The organism is Rhodoferax ferrireducens, assembly GCF_003347515.1.
Lineage (GTDB): Bacteria > Pseudomonadota > Gammaproteobacteria > Burkholderiales > Burkholderiaceae_C > Rhodoferax.
Genome location: NZ_QEII01000299.1, coordinates 1 through 14,986, shown reverse-complemented (window position 1 = coordinate 14,986; position 14,986 = coordinate 1). Strand labels below are relative to the sequence as shown.

The following is a 14,986-nucleotide window of genomic DNA, read 5'->3' as shown; positions in this document are numbered from 1 at the left end:
ATGCAACTCCATAATTTTTTCCGCAGCGGCACGTCGCACCGCCTGCGCATCGCCCTGAATCTGAAGGGGCTGGCCTACGACTACGTCGCGGTTGATCTGCGCACCGAGGAACATCTGGGCGCCGCGTTCAAGGCCCTCAATCCGCAAGGCCTGGTGCCGGCGCTGGTGGAAGGCGACGTGATCTTGACGCAGTCGCCGGCCATTATCGAATGGCTGGAAGAACGTTACCCGACACCGCCTCTGCTGCCCAAGAACCCGGAAGACCGGGCGCGGGTGCGGGCCTTGGCGGCGATCGTCGGCTGCGACATTCATCCGATCAACAACCGGCGCATTCTGGAATACCTGCGCAAGACGCTGGGCTGTGATGAAGCCGCCGTGCTTGCCTGGTGCGCGAGCTGGATTCAGGACGGCTTTCAGGCGCTGGAAACCCTGCTGGCGGCTGACCGGCAACGCAGCGCCTTCTGCTTCGGCCACGCCCCCACGCTGGCCGATGCTTATCTGGTGCCGCAGGTGGAAAGCGCGCGGCGTTTCAAGGTCGATCTGACGCCGTTTCCCAACATCGTCGCCATTGACCGGGCCTGTGCCGAACTCGACGCCTTCAAGCGCGCCGCCCCGGCCTTGCAGCCGGACGCGCAGTAGGCCGGGCCGACTCCCCAAAATCATTCCCCCATAAAAGTAGGAGACACATCATGCAAGTCAAACAATCCAAGCTCTGGCTGTCCACCCTGGGCGCCTGCGCCCTCAGCCTGGCAACATCTATCGCCACCGCCGCCGAGCCGCTGAAAATCGGCATGGTGCTGCCGATGTCCGGTCCGTTTGCGTCCTATGGCAAGCAAATCGAACACGGTGCGCGCCTGTACCTGCAACAGGCCGGTGGCGTGTTTGCCGGGCGCAAGGTAGAGCTCATCATCAAGGACGACACCGGGGTCGCACCGGAAATCAGCAAGCGCGCGGCGCAGGAACTGGTGGTCAAGGACAAGGTCGATGTGCTCGCCGGCTTTGGCCTGACGCCCTCGGCTTTTGCCGTGGCGCCGATTGCCACCGAGGCGAAGACGCCGATGATCGTCATGAACGCCGCCACCTCGGCCATCACGACCAAGTCCAATTACATCCTGCGTGTGTCGCACACGCTGCCGCAGACCACGGCGCCGATCGCCAGCTGGGCGGCCAAAAACAACATCAAGAAGGTCTACACGCTGGTGGCCGATTTCGGCCCCGGCCATGACGCCGAGGCGCAGTTCAAGAAGACCTTCACCGCCGCCGGCGGCGAGATCGTGGGCGAGGTGCGCACGCCGGTGAAGAACCCGGATTTCGCCCCCTTTCTGCAAAAGATCAAGGACGTCAAGCCGCAAGCCGTGTTCCTGTTCGTGCCGCCGGGCGAGCAGACCATCTCGTTCATCAAGGGCTTCATCGAACGTGATCTGGCCAAGAGCGGCATCCGCATCATCGCCACCGGCGACCTGACGGAAGAAGACGTGATCGACGGCGTGGGCGACAACGCCCTGGGCATCGTCAGCTCCCTGCAATACGCCGAGTCGCACAACTCGCCGGAAAACAAGGCCTACGTGCAGGCTTACTACAAGGCCTACCCGAAGGACCGCCCCAACTTCATGTCGGTCAGCGGCTTTGACGGCATGCAGCTGATCGCCAAAACGCTGGAGAAAACCGGCGGCGACGCCAGTGGCGACAAGTTCATGGCCGCGGCCAAGGGCATGAGCTGGACCAGCCCGCGCGGCCCCATCAGCATCGACCCCCAGACCCGTGACATTGTGCAAACCATCTACATCCGCAAGGTCGAGAAGGTGGCGGGCAAGCTGCAGAACGTCGAGTTCGAGCAGACCGCCAACTTCAGGGACCCGGGCAAGCCCTAAGGGATCAACATGACGGTCTTATTTGACGGCATCGCCTCGGGGATGCTGCTGTTCCTGATCAGCGTAGGCCTGTCGGTCACCCTGGGGCTGATGAATTTCGTCAACCTCGCGCATGGTGCTTTTGCCATGGTCGGGGGCTATGTGTGCGTCACGCTGCTGAATCGGGCCGGCGTGCCCTTTCTGGCCTCCTTGCCGCTGGCGGCCCTGCTGACAGCGGCGGTCGGCGTGTTGCTGGAGCGCACCTTGTACCGTCGCCTGTACGCGGCGACGCACCTGGACCAGGTGCTGTTTTCGATCAGCCTGGTCTTCATGTCGATTGCGGCGGCGCATTTCTTTTTCGGACCCCAGCAGCAGCCGCTGACACTGCCCGATTTTCTGCGCGGACAGATCAAGCTGCCGGGGCTGGACATGGGGGTTTATCGCCTGTTCCTGATCGGGGTCAGTCTGGTGATCGCCTTGGGTCTGCAGCGCATGGTCAGTGGCACGCGCTTTGGCGCGCAGCTGCGGGCGGCGGTGGACAACCCGCGCGCGGCGCGTGGCGTCGGCATCAACGTGGAGCGTATCTTCACGCTGACCTTCGCGCTGGGCACGGCATTGGCCGGGCTGGGCGGCGCGCTGGGCGTGGAAATGCTGGGGCTGGATCCCAGCTTTCCAGTCAAGTACATCGTTTATTTTTTAATCGTGGTGGCGGTCGGTGGCAGTGGCAGCATCGTCGGCTCCCTGGTGGCCTCGCTGATTCTGGGCGTGGTCGATGTGGCTGGCAAATATTACGTGCCCCAGATCGGCGCCTTCCTCATCTACGCCGTCATGGTGGTGATGCTGGTGCTGCGGCCGCAAGGTCTGTTTGGTCGCCCTGCGGCACGTTAAGGACATCCTCATGCGTCTTCCTGTTCCTATTTCCATTCCTGTTCTTGATCTCTCGCCGCTTAAACGTGCCGATCGCTGGCGCCCGGCCGAGCTGGTCTTCTGGCTGCTGCCGGTGCTGGCCTACTTCGTCTTTCCGGACAACCTGGTGCTGCTGACCCAGATCGCCATCACCGCCCTGTTTTGTCTGTCGCTGGATTTGATCCTGGGCTACGCGGGCATCGTGTCCCTCGGCCATGCCGCTTTCTTTGGCGTCGGCGCTTACGCGGCCGGTCTGCTGGCCGCCCATGGCTTGGGCGAGCCCTTCATGGGCCTGGGTGTGGCCGCGCTGGTGTGCGCCGGGCTGGGCTTTGTCACCAGCCTGCTGGTGTTGCGCGGGGCCGACCTGACCCGGCTGATGGTGACGCTGGGCGTGGCCATGATGCTGTACGAGCTGGCCAACAAGCTGACCTACATCACCGGCGGGGTGGACGGTTTGCAGGGCATGGAGATGCAGCCGGTGCTGGGTCAGTTCCGCTTTGACCTGCAAGGCAAGACCGCTTATTGGTACGCCGTGGTGGTCTTGTTCAGCCTGTTCTGGGGCGCACGCAAACTGGTGCACAGCCCGTTTGGCCTGAGCCTCAAGGGCATCCGGCTCAACGTCGGGCGCATGCCGGCGATTGGTGCCCCGGTCAATGCCAGGCTGTGCGCGGTCTACACCCTGGGCGCGGCATACGCCGGCGTGGCGGGTGCACTGCTGGCGCAGACCACTCAGTTTGTGGCGCTCGATGTGTTGTCTTTCAACCGCTCGGCGGAACTGCTGCTGATCCTCGTGCTGGGCGGCTCCGGTTCGCTCTACGGGGCGATCATCGGCACCATCGTGTTCATGACGGCCCACCATGTGCTGTCGGACATGAACCCCGAGTACTGGCAGTTCTGGCTCGGTGCGCTGCTGCTGCTGATCGTGCTGTTCGCCCGTGATGGCGTCATGGGCGGGCTGCGGCGCCTGAGCCCGCTGCTCAGCCGGGCCACGAACAGGGAGGCGGCATGAACTACGCGCTGCAAACCCAAAACCTGGTGAAAAAATTTGGCGGCTTCGTCGCCACCAACAACATCAGTCTGAAGGTCGAGGCCGGCGCGCGCCATGCCCTGATCGGGCCGAACGGTGCCGGCAAGACCACGCTGATTAACCTGCTCACCGGCTTTCTGGAGCCGAGCAGCGGGCAGGTCATCCTGAAGGGCGACGATGTGACCCATCTCGGCCAGCACCAGCGCGTCAAGCGCGGCTTGGCGCGCACCTTTCAGATCAACCGGCTGTTTGCCGAGCTGACGGTGCTGGAGTCGGTGATCATGGCGGTCAACGAGCGCCTGGGTCTGGGCGCCCGCTTCTGGAAACCGGTCGGCGCCTACGCCGAAGCGGTGGATGAGGCGGCGAGCCTGTTGAGTTCTTTGCGCCTGCTCGACGTGGCCCACGAAAAAACCCGCAACCTGGCTTATGGCAAGCAGCGCCTGATTGAAATTGCGCTGGCGCTGGCGGCCAAGCCGCAGGTGCTGCTGCTGGACGAGCCGGCGGCCGGTGTGCCCACGTCCGAGAGCCGTGAACTGTTTGAGTCCATCGCCGCCTTGCCGCGCGAGGTGACCATTTTGTTGATCGAGCATGACATGGATCTGGTGTTCCGCTTTGCCGATCAAATCTCGGTGCTGGTCAACGGCGCCGTGCTGACACAAGGCACGCCGCAAGCCATCGCCAACGACCCGAAGGTCAAGGAAGTCTATCTGGGGGAGGCGATTTGTGGCTGAACTACTGAAACTTGAAAACGTCTGGGCCGGTTACGGCGAGGCCGTGGTGCTGGAGGGGATTTCTCTCACGATGGAGGAGGGCGACAGCCTGTCCCTGCTCGGGCGCAACGGCATGGGCAAGACGACGCTGCTGTCCACCCTGATGGGCGCCACTGCCTTTAAATCCGGCACCCTGCGCTTGGCCGGGCAGGACCTGGCCAAAGTGCCGGCCCACGCCCGGGCGCATCTGGGACTGGGCTGGGTGCCGCAGGAGCGGGACATTTTCCCTTCGCTGACCGTGGAGGAGAACCTGACCGTGGTGTCCAGCAAGGGACATTGGGATCTGGCCAAGGTCTATGCGATGTTCCCGCGCCTGAACGAGCGGCGCAACAACATGGGCAACCAACTCTCTGGTGGCGAGCAGCAGATGCTGGCCATCGGGCGGGCGCTGATGCTCAACCCCAAACTGCTGCTGCTGGACGAACCGCTGGAAGGCCTGGCGCCGCTGATCGTGCAGGAGTTGCTGGCCATCATCCAGCGCCTGACCGAGGAGAGCGGCATGGCGGTGATTCTGGTGGAGCAGCATGCGCGCCAGATCCTGCCGCTGACCCGCCAGGCGCTGGTGCTGGAGCGCGGCAAAGGCGTTTTCCAGGGCAGCAGCGAGACCTTGCTGAATGACCGGGCGCTGCTCGACAGCTGGCTGGGCGTGACGGCCCACTGACAACCCTTAACCGAACCTGGGACCTACATGAAAGCGATCGACATCATTCACGCCGAGCATCGCGCCCTCGGCGCCGTGCTTCAGGCTTTTCGTTTCGTGCTCGACGGCATTCGCGACGGCCGGCTCGATGCTGATTTTGAACTGCTCGGCGCCTTGATCGAATACATCACGGACGTGCCGGACAAGCTCCATCATCCGAAGGAAGACGATTACCTGTTCGTTAGGATGCGGGCGCGCATCCCCGAGGCTGCGGCCCTGCTCGACCAACTCGAGGCCGATCACGTCCAGGGTGCGCAGGGCACGCACGCGCTGCGTGACGCCTTGCGCCGCTACCAGTCCGCCGGCGCTACAGGTTTTGCCGAATTTGAGACGGCGGCCCGTTCCTACATTGACACCTCCTGGGCCCATGTGGGCACGGAAGAGCGGGAGTTGTTGCCGCTGGCGCGCCAGAAGCTGACACCCGAGGACTGGGCCGGTATCGACGCGGCCTTCGCGGCCAATAAAGACCCCTGGTCTGGCCCCACCGGCCAGTTCCAGGCGCTGTTCTCGCGCATCGTGACGATGGTGCCGGCGCCGTACGGTGTGGGCCCCGCAGCGCTTTAAGCGATGGCCCACAGCACGTCAAGTTGCTCGATGGACATCTCAAGGGTACGCATGGCCACGTGAAGTTCATCGAACAAGGGCAGCATCACGTCCGCCTTGTCGTCCAGCAAGGCCCTCTCAGTCGTTTGCGCCAGACGCGCCAGTTCAGTGGCCTGCAGAATGCTGGCCACGCCGCTCAGGCCATGCAGGAGTTTGACTGCGCCCTGTGGGTTTTCGGCGCAGAACAGGCGACGGGCCTCATCCGCGTCGCCCCCGTGCTGCGCGAGGAGCTTGTGCAACAGCTCACTGTACTTTTTCCGGTCGCCGCCGAAGGCTTGCAGCCCTGTGGGGAGATCCAGCCCCGGCAATTGAATTTCATCTGTCAGGGCTGGCGGTACGGGGGCCGGTCTGGCAGCAGAGGTGCCCGAAAAACTGTGGCGTTCCTTGTCCACGATGTCGAGCAAATCCTCGACGTCGAGTGGTTTGACAATATGGCCCACCATGCCCGCGAGCCGGGTTCTTTCGCGGTCCTCCGGGCGGGCAAACGCCGTGACCGCGATGATGGGCAGATCGACTTTCCCCATCTGCTCACGAATGATTTGGGTGGCGGCATAGCCGTCCATGACCGGCATCTGGATGTCCATGAGGACCGCATCGAAATGCGCTCCGGGCACCTTCAGGGCCCTCACCGCGGCCAGTCCGTCGGCGGCCATCACGACCTCGGCCCCGGCGCGGGTGAGGATCTGCTCGATCACCTCCTGGTTGAGTTCATTGTCCTCGGCGACCAGCAGGCGCATGCCGGAGAGCCGCCGGTCGGTCTTGCCCAGGAGCGTCACATTGCCGATGAATTCGCCTGAATACGCCCGCACCACGGCGTCATACAGGCTGGTCGGCGTCATCGGCTTGGCCGCGATCCCGTCGAGGTAGAGATCATCGCTGGCCGCCACCGCCTGCTCCAGCTCAAAAATGGACGCCATCAGGACCACCAGCGGCAGGCCGATGTCCGGCGTGGCATACGCCTGTCTGAGCATCTCGATGCCATCCATGCCGGGCATGCGCCAGTCGAGCAGGACGAGGTCGTAATCGCGACCTTGCGCCACGCTGCGGCGCAGTTCATCCAGGCCCGCCGCGCCGGAGTCGACGGCGGTCGCCTGCCAGCCAAAGGAGGCGCAGGTCTGCGCCAGGATGTCCCGGGCCAGTCCGTGGTCATCAATGATCAGGATGCTCAGAGCCGACGGGATTTCCTCCTTCGCGGCCATGGGAGCGCCAATGCCCAGGGTCAGTGGCACGCCGAGACGGAATTCGCTACCCCACCCCAAGGTGCTGTTGACATCGATCCGGCCGCCCATCAGCTCGGCGAGCCGGACGCTGATGCTCAGTCCCAGCCCGGAGCCGCCGTACAGGCGGCTGATCGACGGGTTGGCTTGGGTGAAGCCCTCAAAAATGGGCCCCAATTGTTCGCTTGCGATGCCGATACCCGTATCGCGAACGGCGAATTGCAGCGTCACCTGTCCGTCCTGGCGGGCGAGACAGCGCACCGACACCACGATGACGCCCGCCTCGGTGAATTTGACCGCATTGCTGGTCAGATTCAGAAGGATCTGCTGCAGCCGCAAGGAGTCCCCGACCAGTGCGTCAGGAATGTCTCGCGGCACGTCAAACAAGGCTTCGATGGGTTTACTGCGCAGGCCGACACCGACGACCGCTGCCGTGGTGCGCAGGATGGCGTTCAAGGAGAAGGGCGCCTGCTCCAGCCGCAGTGCCCTGGCCTCGATCTTGGAGAAATCCAGAATGTCGTCGATGAGCGCACGCAAGGCCTGCGCCGACAACTGGATGTTGTCCGCGTATTCGCGCTGGCGGCGATTCAGGGGTGAGTCGGCCAGCAGTCCCGCCAGGCCGACCACGGCAATCAGCGGGGTGCGAAGCTCGTGGCTCATGGTGGCCAGGAAGGCGCCCTTGGCGAGGTTGGCCGAATCCGCGTCCCGCGCCTTTGCCACCAGTTCGATATTCAATGCTGCAATCTCGTGGGTGCGTTGCGCGACCAGCGCTTCAAGTCGCTGCTGGTAGCGTTCAAGTTCGCTGCGCGCGCGCAGCGACTGAAGGCCGTAAGACATGTCGCTGGCCAATTCCTCCAGCAACTGCACCTCCTCCATGCCAAACACTTCCGGCTCAGCCGAATAAAGCGTCAGGGCGCCCAGGATTTGCTTGTCAATGACGAGGGGCAACGCCACGCTCGATTGGTATCCACGTTTGAGTGCGGCTTCGCGCCAGGGCGTCATCTTCGGGTTGGTCCAGCAGTTCTGGTTGACCTGGGTGGCGCCGGTGCGGATGGCCGTGCCTGTCGGCCCGAGTCCGATGTCCTGCTCGCTGTCCCAGGAAACACGGATGTTGTCCAGGTAGCCCTCTTCGTAGCCGGATTTGGCGACGGCACGCACGGATTTGGCGATGTCCTGCTCCGCCACGCCAACCCAGGCCATCAGGTAGCCGCCAGTCTCAACCACCAGGCGACACAACTCGTCCAGCAGTTGGCCTTCGTCTTTGGCGTGGATCAGGGTAATGTTGCATTCACTGAGCAGGCGCAGGGCGCGGTTAAGCCGCCTCTGTTCGGCCTCGGCGTCAGACAGTTCAGCGGTACGTTCGGCGACCCGCTCTTCCAGATGGGCCCGGTACAGTTCCAGGGTCAGTTCGGCCTGCCTGCGCTTGGAGATATCCATGACGATGCCGCGGTAGCGGACCACCCTGCCATCGGCTTCCGGCACCGGGCGGGCACGGCCCAGCAACCAGCGCGGGACCGTACCCGGCGGCAAATTGACCCGCCATTCGTCTTCGTATTCGGCGCCCCGGGCCACCGCCGCCGCAATGACCAACTCGATGCGTTCCCGGTCATCGGGATGCACCGCCTGCCGCCAGGTCTCGTGGCACGCTGGCGCGGAGTTGGGCTCCAGCCCCAGCAGTGCCCAGAGTTCGTCCGACCAGATATCCACCCCGGTTTCGCTGTTCCACTCGTAGCCGGCGGCACTCGCGCCCTCAAATGCCAGTCGCAAACCCGCCACCGTGCGCTGGTGTTCATTCATCTCGACCTGCAGGCGTTCGCGCGATAGTGTGCTGTCCGTGAGGGCGGCCGTCAGTTCGGCGGTGCGCTGCGCCACGCGCTGTTCCAGGCTGGTGTTGAGTTCGCGCAGCACCTGCGCGGCCTGTTTTCGCTCGGTGATGTCCTGCACCGTGCCATGGAGCTCCACCACCGTGCCGTCGGCGTCGCGCAGGGCTTCGCTGCAGAAGATGACCCATCGGTGGGTGCCGTCGGCGCGCACGACCTCGGCATCGCACTCGTAAGGCATGCCCTGCGCCCGACCCGTCTCCACGGCCACCTGGAGCTGGGCCCAGCTGTCGGGCGTGAAATACGTCAGAACTTCCGGATAAACCGCCGGCGGTAAGCCGGGGTCGCGGCCATAGATCAGGTACATGCCCTCCGACCAGGCGTGTTCGCCAGTCCGCAGGTTCCAGCTCCAGCTACCGAGACCGGCCACGCGCTGCGCCTCCTGCAGCGCGGCCTTGCTGGCCTGCAACGCGGCCTCCGCGGTCTTGCGGCGCTGAATGTCCTCGACCACCGAGATGAAATAGTCGGGGCTGCCATCAGGGTGACGCACCAGGGCAACGCTGAGATTGATCCAGGTGATGGCGCCGTCTTTGCGGATGTAGCGCTTCTCCAGCGAGTAGCTTGCGATCTCGCCGGCCAGGATCTGCCGCACACAGTTGAGATCGGCATCAAGGTCGTCCGGGTGAGTGATGTCCTGAAAGGTTTTGCTCGACAGCTCGTTCCGGGGGTAAGCGACGATGTCACACAGTTTCTGGTTTACCAGCAGAAAGCTTCCTTCCGGCGCGACCAGTGAAATACCCACTGCCGCCTGCTCGAAGGTGGCGCGAAAGCGTTGCTCACTGTCGCGCCTGGCCGCATCGGCTTGTGCGCGCGCATCAAACGATTCATCGAGCTGGCGGCGCACGGCGGCAATTTCGGTGATGCTTGGCCCCGGCGCCCCCGGCGCTGGTGTGTTCGCGAGCAACGCGACCGATCTTCCAAGCCGGCGGCTGGCGATGGCGCCACCAATCACCCCGGCCAGGGTGGCGCCCAGGAGGGCGATCGCTAGCGTGGCGCCGGCCTCGACCAGCGGCGCAAGATAAGTGCTGCGCGGAATCTCGAGCACCACAGACCATGGCGCCGCGGACGATTTGGCGACGAAACGCCTGGCGGTATCGTGGTCGGGGCCGGTACTGATGCCGGGCGGCCCGCGGCGGGCCATGGTCTCGCCCGTGCCGTCAAGCAGGGCGAGGGACCACCCGGATGGCAGTGCCATCTGCTCAAGGTAGGGCTGGAACTGGTGGATCTCGACGGTGGTACTGACGACAAAGGCCGTCTTGCCGTCGCGCAGGCCGGGCACGGCTATGCCAACCACGGGTTCGTTGGCGATCGGGCCGAGAAAGACATCGCCAACGGCGGGTTGGCCGGTCTGCAGTGTCATTAGCGTCGCGCCACGCCCCTTGTGTTGCGGCATCAGGGTCGGGGCAGCGCCGAAGGGCATGCGTGTGTTGAACAACATGCGCCTCTGCGGATCGGAAAAGATGACATGGCTGCCGAAACTCTGGTGGAAGCCCTGCGCTGCTTCGTAGAACTCCAGCCAGCGCGGGACCTGGTCGGCGAGTGGTGACACGGCCAGCATGTGCAGGGCACCGATGCGCGCGCTCAGGCCTTGGTCAATCACGGAGACAAGGTTTCTTGCCAGGTTTTCGGCGTCCCGATTGCGCTCGTTGTGTCCCCTGCGGACATCCTCGATGGCCAGATAGGCCGCCAGCACGACCAAAGGCAATACGCACAGCCAAATCAACCGTGTCAGGAATCTATGCAGCGACATGCTTGTCAGGGTGGTTTTATTCTGTGCCATGGGATGCCCAGAGGGGCATCATGGCACATCACCTGAAAGGGCCACGCGGACATCGTCGCGATGCAGGGCCACTTCCCTTATGAAGGGCGGTACAAACCCTGATGATATTTGTGGCACGAAACTAGCATGCATCGCTAGAATAAGTTGACCAATTGGTTAGCTTCCCGGTTGCGCCGCTTCATTGTGGTGCAAGTCACCCAACTATCGTGCCTGTTCATGAAAAATCCTGAAGTGCTGTCGTCGCTTGCTGCCACGCCCCTGGCCAGCGCGCGACTGGCAGTCGAAGTCCGCAACGCCAGTGTGATCTACCAGGCCGAGACCGATTCACCGGTCCATGCACTCAGCGACATTGACCTGGACATCCGCGAAGGCGAGTTCGTCGCGCTGATCGGCCCCTCGGGTTGCGGCAAGACCACCCTGATGCGCGTGATTGCCGACCTCGAAAAAATCAGCGCCGGTCAGGTGCTGGTCAATGGCGTCACGCCGCACGAAGCCCGGCTGGCGCGCGCTTACGGCTATGTGTTCCAGGCGCCGGCCCTGTTCCCGTGGCGCACGGTGCTGGCCAACGTGACCTTGCCGCTGCAGATTCAGGGCCGCTCCAAGGCCGACAGCAAAAGCATTGCACTGGCGCATCTGGCGCGGGTCGGCCTGACCGGCTTTGAGGGTAAGTACCCGTGGCAGCTGTCCGGCGGCATGCAGCAGCGCGTGTCGATTGCGCGTGCGCTGTCGTTCGAGCCGAAGATTCTGATGATGGACGAGCCTTTTGGCGCGCTGGACGAGATCACGCGCGACCGGCTCAACGAGCAGTTGCAGCAGCTGTGGCAGCGAGAGCGTCGCACCGTGGTGTTCGTCACCCACTCGATTGCTGAAGCCGTGTACCTGGCCACGCGCATCGTCGTGATGTCGCCGCGCCCGGGGCGCATCGTCAAGGTGATTGACTCGCCACTGCCAGATGCGCGGCATCTGGGCCTGCGTGACACCACGGCCTTCATCGACGTGGCGCACGCGGTGCGCGAAGCGCTGGCTGATGGCCACCATGACTGAGGCCGTCTTGAAGAGCCGCCTGGCGCGCTTCAGGCAGCAGGGCTTGCCGGTCACCGTCATGTTGTTCGCGGTGCTGCTGGCTTGGTATGTCGGCGCCTGGGTGCTCAACGCGCCGGGCGCGATCGAGCGCGTATTGCCCGCCGATGGGGCATGGACCTGGCAAGACTTGTTGGCCGCCACCCTGGCGATGGAGCGCCCAGTGCTGCCGGCGCCGCACCAGGTGGCGCTCGATTTCTGGTCCAGCCTCGTGGACTGGCCGTTGGACTCACCGCGCAACCTTCTCTTTCACGTCGCGGTCACGGCCGAATCCACGCTGTGGGGTTTTGTGATGGGCACCGCCTTGGGGTTGTTTCTGTCGGTGTGCATCGTCCACTCGCGCACGCTGGACCGGGCCTTGCTGCCCTGGATCGTGGCTTCGCAAACCGTGCCGGTGCTGGCGATTGCGCCCATCGTGTTGGTGATTCTGGGCAGCCTGGGTTTTGCCGGTGTCGCGCCGAAGGCGGTGATCGCCATGTACTTGTGCTTCTTCCCCGTGACCGTGGCCATGGTGCAGGGCCTGCGCTCGCCCCAGACCATCGAGACCGAGATGATGCACACCTATGCCGCTACGCGCTGGCAGGCTTTGTGGCTGCTGCGCCTGCCGGCTGCCCTGCCGTTTCTATTTCCAGCCTTGCGCGTGGGCATCGCCGCCGGCCTGGTCGGCGCGATGGTGGCCGAGTTGCCGACGGGCGCCGTGGCAGGCCTGGGCGCACGCTTGCTGACCGGCTCTTATTACGGCAACACCATTCAAATCTGGTCCGCGCTGGTAATGTCGGCCCTGCTGGGTCTGGCGCTGACCAGTGTGGTCGCGCTGATTGAACGTCTCGTGTTGCGCCACCGGAGCCAGCCATGAAGCGCGCAACCCAAAGCACCGCTATCTTGATCGCTGCCTGCCTGGGCTTCGCAGCACTGTTGTTGCAGACGCCGGCAGCCATGGGCGAAGTGCCACCGAACGCAACATTCTGGCTGATCACGTGCGGGCTGGCGATGCTGGCCGTGCAGTCGATCCGGCGCCTGGCGCGGCTCGATGGTCGGCGCGTTTACGGCATGCTGACCGCCGCGCTGTTTGGCGTGTGGGTGATCTACTTCTGGCAGCTGCTGGTGGTGGCGTTCGAGGTGCCCCGGGTCTTGCTGCCGCCGCCGAGCCTGATCGCACAATCCCTCGCCAGCCACTGGCCCACGCTGTGGGGCGACTTTGTGCAGACCGTGCTCAAGGCTGTGCTGATCGGCTGGGCGCTGGGCTCGGGCCTGGGTTTTGCCGTGGCCGTGGCCATCGACCGCATGCCCTTTCTGCAGCGCGGCCTCCTTCCCCTGGCCTCGCTCACCAGCACCATCCCGCTGGTGGCGGTTGCGCCCATCGCGGTGATGTGGTTTGGTTTCGAGTGGCAGTCCAAGGCCGCCGTGGTGGTGCTGATGACGTTTTTCCCGATGCTGGTGTCCACGCTTGCCGGGCTCAAGGCCTCCGGCAAGCTGGAGCGCGAGCTGATGTACAGCTACGCCGCCAGCTACGGCCGCACACTGCTGGCCCTGCGCCTGCCGGCCGCGCTGCCCTTCATGTTTGGCGCGCTCAAGGTCAATGCCACGCTGGCGCTGATCGGTGCCATCGTGGCCGAATTTTTTGGCTCGCCCACCTCCGGCCTGGGCTTTCGCATTTCGACCGAGGCCGCCCGCATGAACATGCCGCTGGTGTGGGGCGCCATTGTGGTGGCGGCCGTGACCGGCTCGGTGGCCTACGCCGTGCTGGTGCAGCTGGAGCGCCGCGCTGCCTTCTGGCACCCGTCGGTGCGTGAAAGTTGATTCATTTGTTTTCTCAACCCAAGGAGCTTTTCCATGATTCGTTCTAGCAAGATCACCAACCGCCTGCTGGCGGCGGTGCTGGCCGTGTGCGGCGCAACCGTCGGCGTTAACGCCAGCGCGGCGGACAAGGTCACCGTGCAGCTCAAATGGCTGCCGCAAGCGCAGTTCGCCGGTTACTACGTGGCGCAAAGCAAGGGCTATTACAAGGCCGAGGGCCTGGACGTGACCATCAAGCCGGGCGGCCCGGACATCTCGCCGGTGCAGGTGATTGCCGGCAATGGCGCCGACGTGGTGGTGAACTGGATGCCCGACGCACTCGCCGCGCGCGAAGCCGGCGTGCCGCTGGTCAACATCGCGCAGGTGTTCAACCAGTCCGGCCTGATGCTGACCTGCAAAAAGTCCAGCGGCGTGACCAGCCCGAAAGACTTCAAGGGCAAGACCCTGGGCGTCTGGTACGGCGGCAACGAGTACCCGTTCCTGAACTGGATGGCCAAGCTCGGCTACAAGGACAGCGACATCAAGATCCTCAAGCAGGGTTTCAACGTCGATCCGCTGTTGCAGAACCAGGCTGCGTGTATCTCGACCATGATTTACAACGAGTACTGGCAGGTGGTGGACGCGGGCGTCAAGGAAAGCGATCTCGTGACTTTCTTCTATGAGAAGGAAGGCGTGGCTTCGCTGGAGGACGGCTTGTATGTGCTGGAGTCCAAGCTGAAAGACCCGGCTTTTGTGGCGCGCATGGGCAAGTTCTTGAAGGCCACTTTCAAGGGCTGGAATGACGCGGTGAAGAACCCGGCCGAAGCGGCCAAGATCGTGGTGGCGGCGGACATGTCGGGTAGCGCAACCGAGAAGGTGCAGAAGCGCCAGATGGAAAACGTGGCGAAGCTGATTACCAATGCGGGGACTGCGAAGATTGGGTACCTGGAGCCGGCGGCTTATGAGCGGACGGTGAAGGTGCTGCTGGCGGCTGGGAGCTCGCCGGTGATCAAGAAGGATCCGGGTAAGGCGGCTTATTCTCATGTTGTGTGGGATGCGGCTGCGGCTGCTAAGTAGGTTTTTGATTTAGCGCTTTTCTTTAGTCCTCACCTTCCACCACTCACTCCCCCAACCCCTCTCTCGCCCCGCCGGGCGAAAGAGGGGGGCCAACAGCCGTATTTAGCTAGGTTTCTTTTGGTGGGCAGTGCATGCGCTTTGGTGCGTTGGCAGGGAGGCGGTGATGGCCCGTGAGTTGCAATCGAGCTCACGGGTAAAACGTCAACAGTCAAAATTTCAACGGTCAAACCCTTAACGATGCACTCGCTACCTAAAAAAACGCGGCCAAATACGGCTGTTGGCTCCCCTCTTTCGCCCGGCGGGGCGAGAGAGGGGCGGGG

The 14,986-nt window shown here is 63.8% G+C and carries 12 protein-coding genes; 11 read left to right on the top strand and 1 reads right to left on the bottom strand.

The features are described from left to right. From maiA to C5P05_RS21880, 7 genes are read left to right on the top strand one after another with little or no spacing between them, the layout of a single operon-like run. Positions 1-639 (top strand): maleylacetoacetate isomerase, encoded by a 639-nt coding sequence (gene maiA, locus C5P05_RS21910; protein ID WP_198674819.1) that lies wholly within the window; start codon positions 1-3, stop codon positions 637-639. A 50-nt stretch (positions 640-689) separates the two neighbouring features. Further along, positions 690-1,871 carry an ABC transporter substrate-binding protein gene (locus C5P05_RS21905; protein ID WP_114971977.1) on the top strand — a complete coding sequence of 394 codons (1,182 nt, stop codon included), beginning with the start codon at positions 690-692 and terminating at the stop codon, positions 1,869-1,871. A 9-nt stretch (positions 1,872-1,880) separates the two neighbouring features. Then, on the top strand, positions 1,881-2,738 hold the full coding sequence (locus C5P05_RS21900) for a branched-chain amino acid ABC transporter permease (protein ID WP_114971976.1): 858 nt from the start codon (positions 1,881-1,883) through the stop codon (positions 2,736-2,738). 10 nt (positions 2,739-2,748) lie between these two features. Beyond that, a complete protein-coding gene (locus tag C5P05_RS21895; RefSeq protein WP_114971975.1) occupies positions 2,749-3,765 on the top strand; it encodes a branched-chain amino acid ABC transporter permease in 1,017 nt (338 codons plus the stop codon). After that, positions 3,762-4,514 carry an ABC transporter ATP-binding protein gene (locus C5P05_RS21890; protein WP_114971974.1) on the top strand — a complete coding sequence of 251 codons (753 nt, stop codon included), beginning with the start codon at positions 3,762-3,764 and terminating at the stop codon, positions 4,512-4,514. Before C5P05_RS21895 ends, C5P05_RS21890 begins: the two co-directional genes overlap by 4 nt. Beyond that, entirely contained in the window at positions 4,507-5,214 is a 708-nt protein-coding gene (locus C5P05_RS21885; RefSeq protein ID WP_114971973.1) for an ABC transporter ATP-binding protein, read from the top strand. Before C5P05_RS21890 ends, C5P05_RS21885 begins: the two co-directional genes overlap by 8 nt. Positions 5,215-5,241: 27 nt before the next feature. Further along, positions 5,242-5,817, top strand: coding sequence for a hemerythrin domain-containing protein (locus C5P05_RS21880; protein ID WP_114971972.1), 576 nt, complete (start codon positions 5,242-5,244; stop codon positions 5,815-5,817). Here C5P05_RS21880 and C5P05_RS21875 read toward each other — a convergent pair. Next, positions 5,814-10,733 (bottom strand): PAS domain S-box protein, encoded by a 4,920-nt coding sequence (locus C5P05_RS21875; protein ID WP_114971971.1) that lies wholly within the window; start codon positions 10,731-10,733, stop codon positions 5,814-5,816. The genes C5P05_RS21880 and C5P05_RS21875 overlap by 4 nt on opposite strands. Positions 10,734-10,949: 216 nt before the next feature. Here C5P05_RS21875 and C5P05_RS21870 point away from each other — a divergent pair, with 216 nt between their 5' ends. The 4 genes from C5P05_RS21870 to C5P05_RS21855 are packed head-to-tail and all read left to right on the top strand — an operon-like array spanning position 10,950 to position 14,666. Continuing rightward, positions 10,950-11,777, top strand: a complete 828-nt coding sequence (locus C5P05_RS21870; protein ID WP_114972085.1) for an ABC transporter ATP-binding protein — start codon at positions 10,950-10,952, stop codon at positions 11,775-11,777. Next, a complete protein-coding gene (locus C5P05_RS21865; protein WP_232834616.1) occupies positions 11,761-12,669 on the top strand; it encodes an ABC transporter permease in 909 nt (302 codons plus the stop codon). Before C5P05_RS21870 ends, C5P05_RS21865 begins: the two co-directional genes overlap by 17 nt. Continuing rightward, positions 12,666-13,613 carry an ABC transporter permease gene (locus C5P05_RS21860; RefSeq protein ID WP_114971970.1) on the top strand — a complete coding sequence of 316 codons (948 nt, stop codon included), beginning with the start codon at positions 12,666-12,668 and terminating at the stop codon, positions 13,611-13,613. Before C5P05_RS21865 ends, C5P05_RS21860 begins: the two co-directional genes overlap by 4 nt. 33 nt (positions 13,614-13,646) lie before the next feature. Beyond that, the gene (locus C5P05_RS21855) at positions 13,647-14,666 is read left to right on the top strand and encodes an ABC transporter substrate-binding protein (protein WP_114971969.1); all 1,020 of its coding nucleotides are present in this window, start codon (positions 13,647-13,649) and stop codon (positions 14,664-14,666) included. Positions 14,667-14,986: the final 320 nt, after the last annotated feature.

Bases quoted from the DNA above. Each gene is read 5' to 3' on its own strand.
- maiA (WP_198674819.1), top strand. From the start codon at position 1: ATGCAACTCCATAATTTTTTCCGCAGCGGCACGTCGCACCGCCTGCGC.
- C5P05_RS21905 (WP_114971977.1), top strand. From the start codon at position 690: ATGCAAGTCAAACAATCCAAGCTCTGGCTGTCCACCCTGGGCGCCTGC.
- C5P05_RS21900 (WP_114971976.1), top strand. From the start codon at position 1,881: ATGACGGTCTTATTTGACGGCATCGCCTCGGGGATGCTGCTGTTCCTG.
- C5P05_RS21895 (WP_114971975.1), top strand. From the start codon at position 2,749: ATGCGTCTTCCTGTTCCTATTTCCATTCCTGTTCTTGATCTCTCGCCG.
- C5P05_RS21890 (WP_114971974.1), top strand. From the start codon at position 3,762: ATGAACTACGCGCTGCAAACCCAAAACCTGGTGAAAAAATTTGGCGGC.
- C5P05_RS21880 (WP_114971972.1), top strand. From the start codon at position 5,242: ATGAAAGCGATCGACATCATTCACGCCGAGCATCGCGCCCTCGGCGCC.
- C5P05_RS21875 (WP_114971971.1), bottom strand. From the start codon at position 10,733: ATGGCACAGAATAAAACCACCCTGACAAGCATGTCGCTGCATAGATTC.
- C5P05_RS21870 (WP_114972085.1), top strand. From the start codon at position 10,950: ATGAAAAATCCTGAAGTGCTGTCGTCGCTTGCTGCCACGCCCCTGGCC.
- C5P05_RS21865 (WP_232834616.1), top strand. From the start codon at position 11,761: ATGGCCACCATGACTGAGGCCGTCTTGAAGAGCCGCCTGGCGCGCTTC.
- C5P05_RS21860 (WP_114971970.1), top strand. From the start codon at position 12,666: ATGAAGCGCGCAACCCAAAGCACCGCTATCTTGATCGCTGCCTGCCTG.
- C5P05_RS21855 (WP_114971969.1), top strand. From the start codon at position 13,647: ATGATTCGTTCTAGCAAGATCACCAACCGCCTGCTGGCGGCGGTGCTG.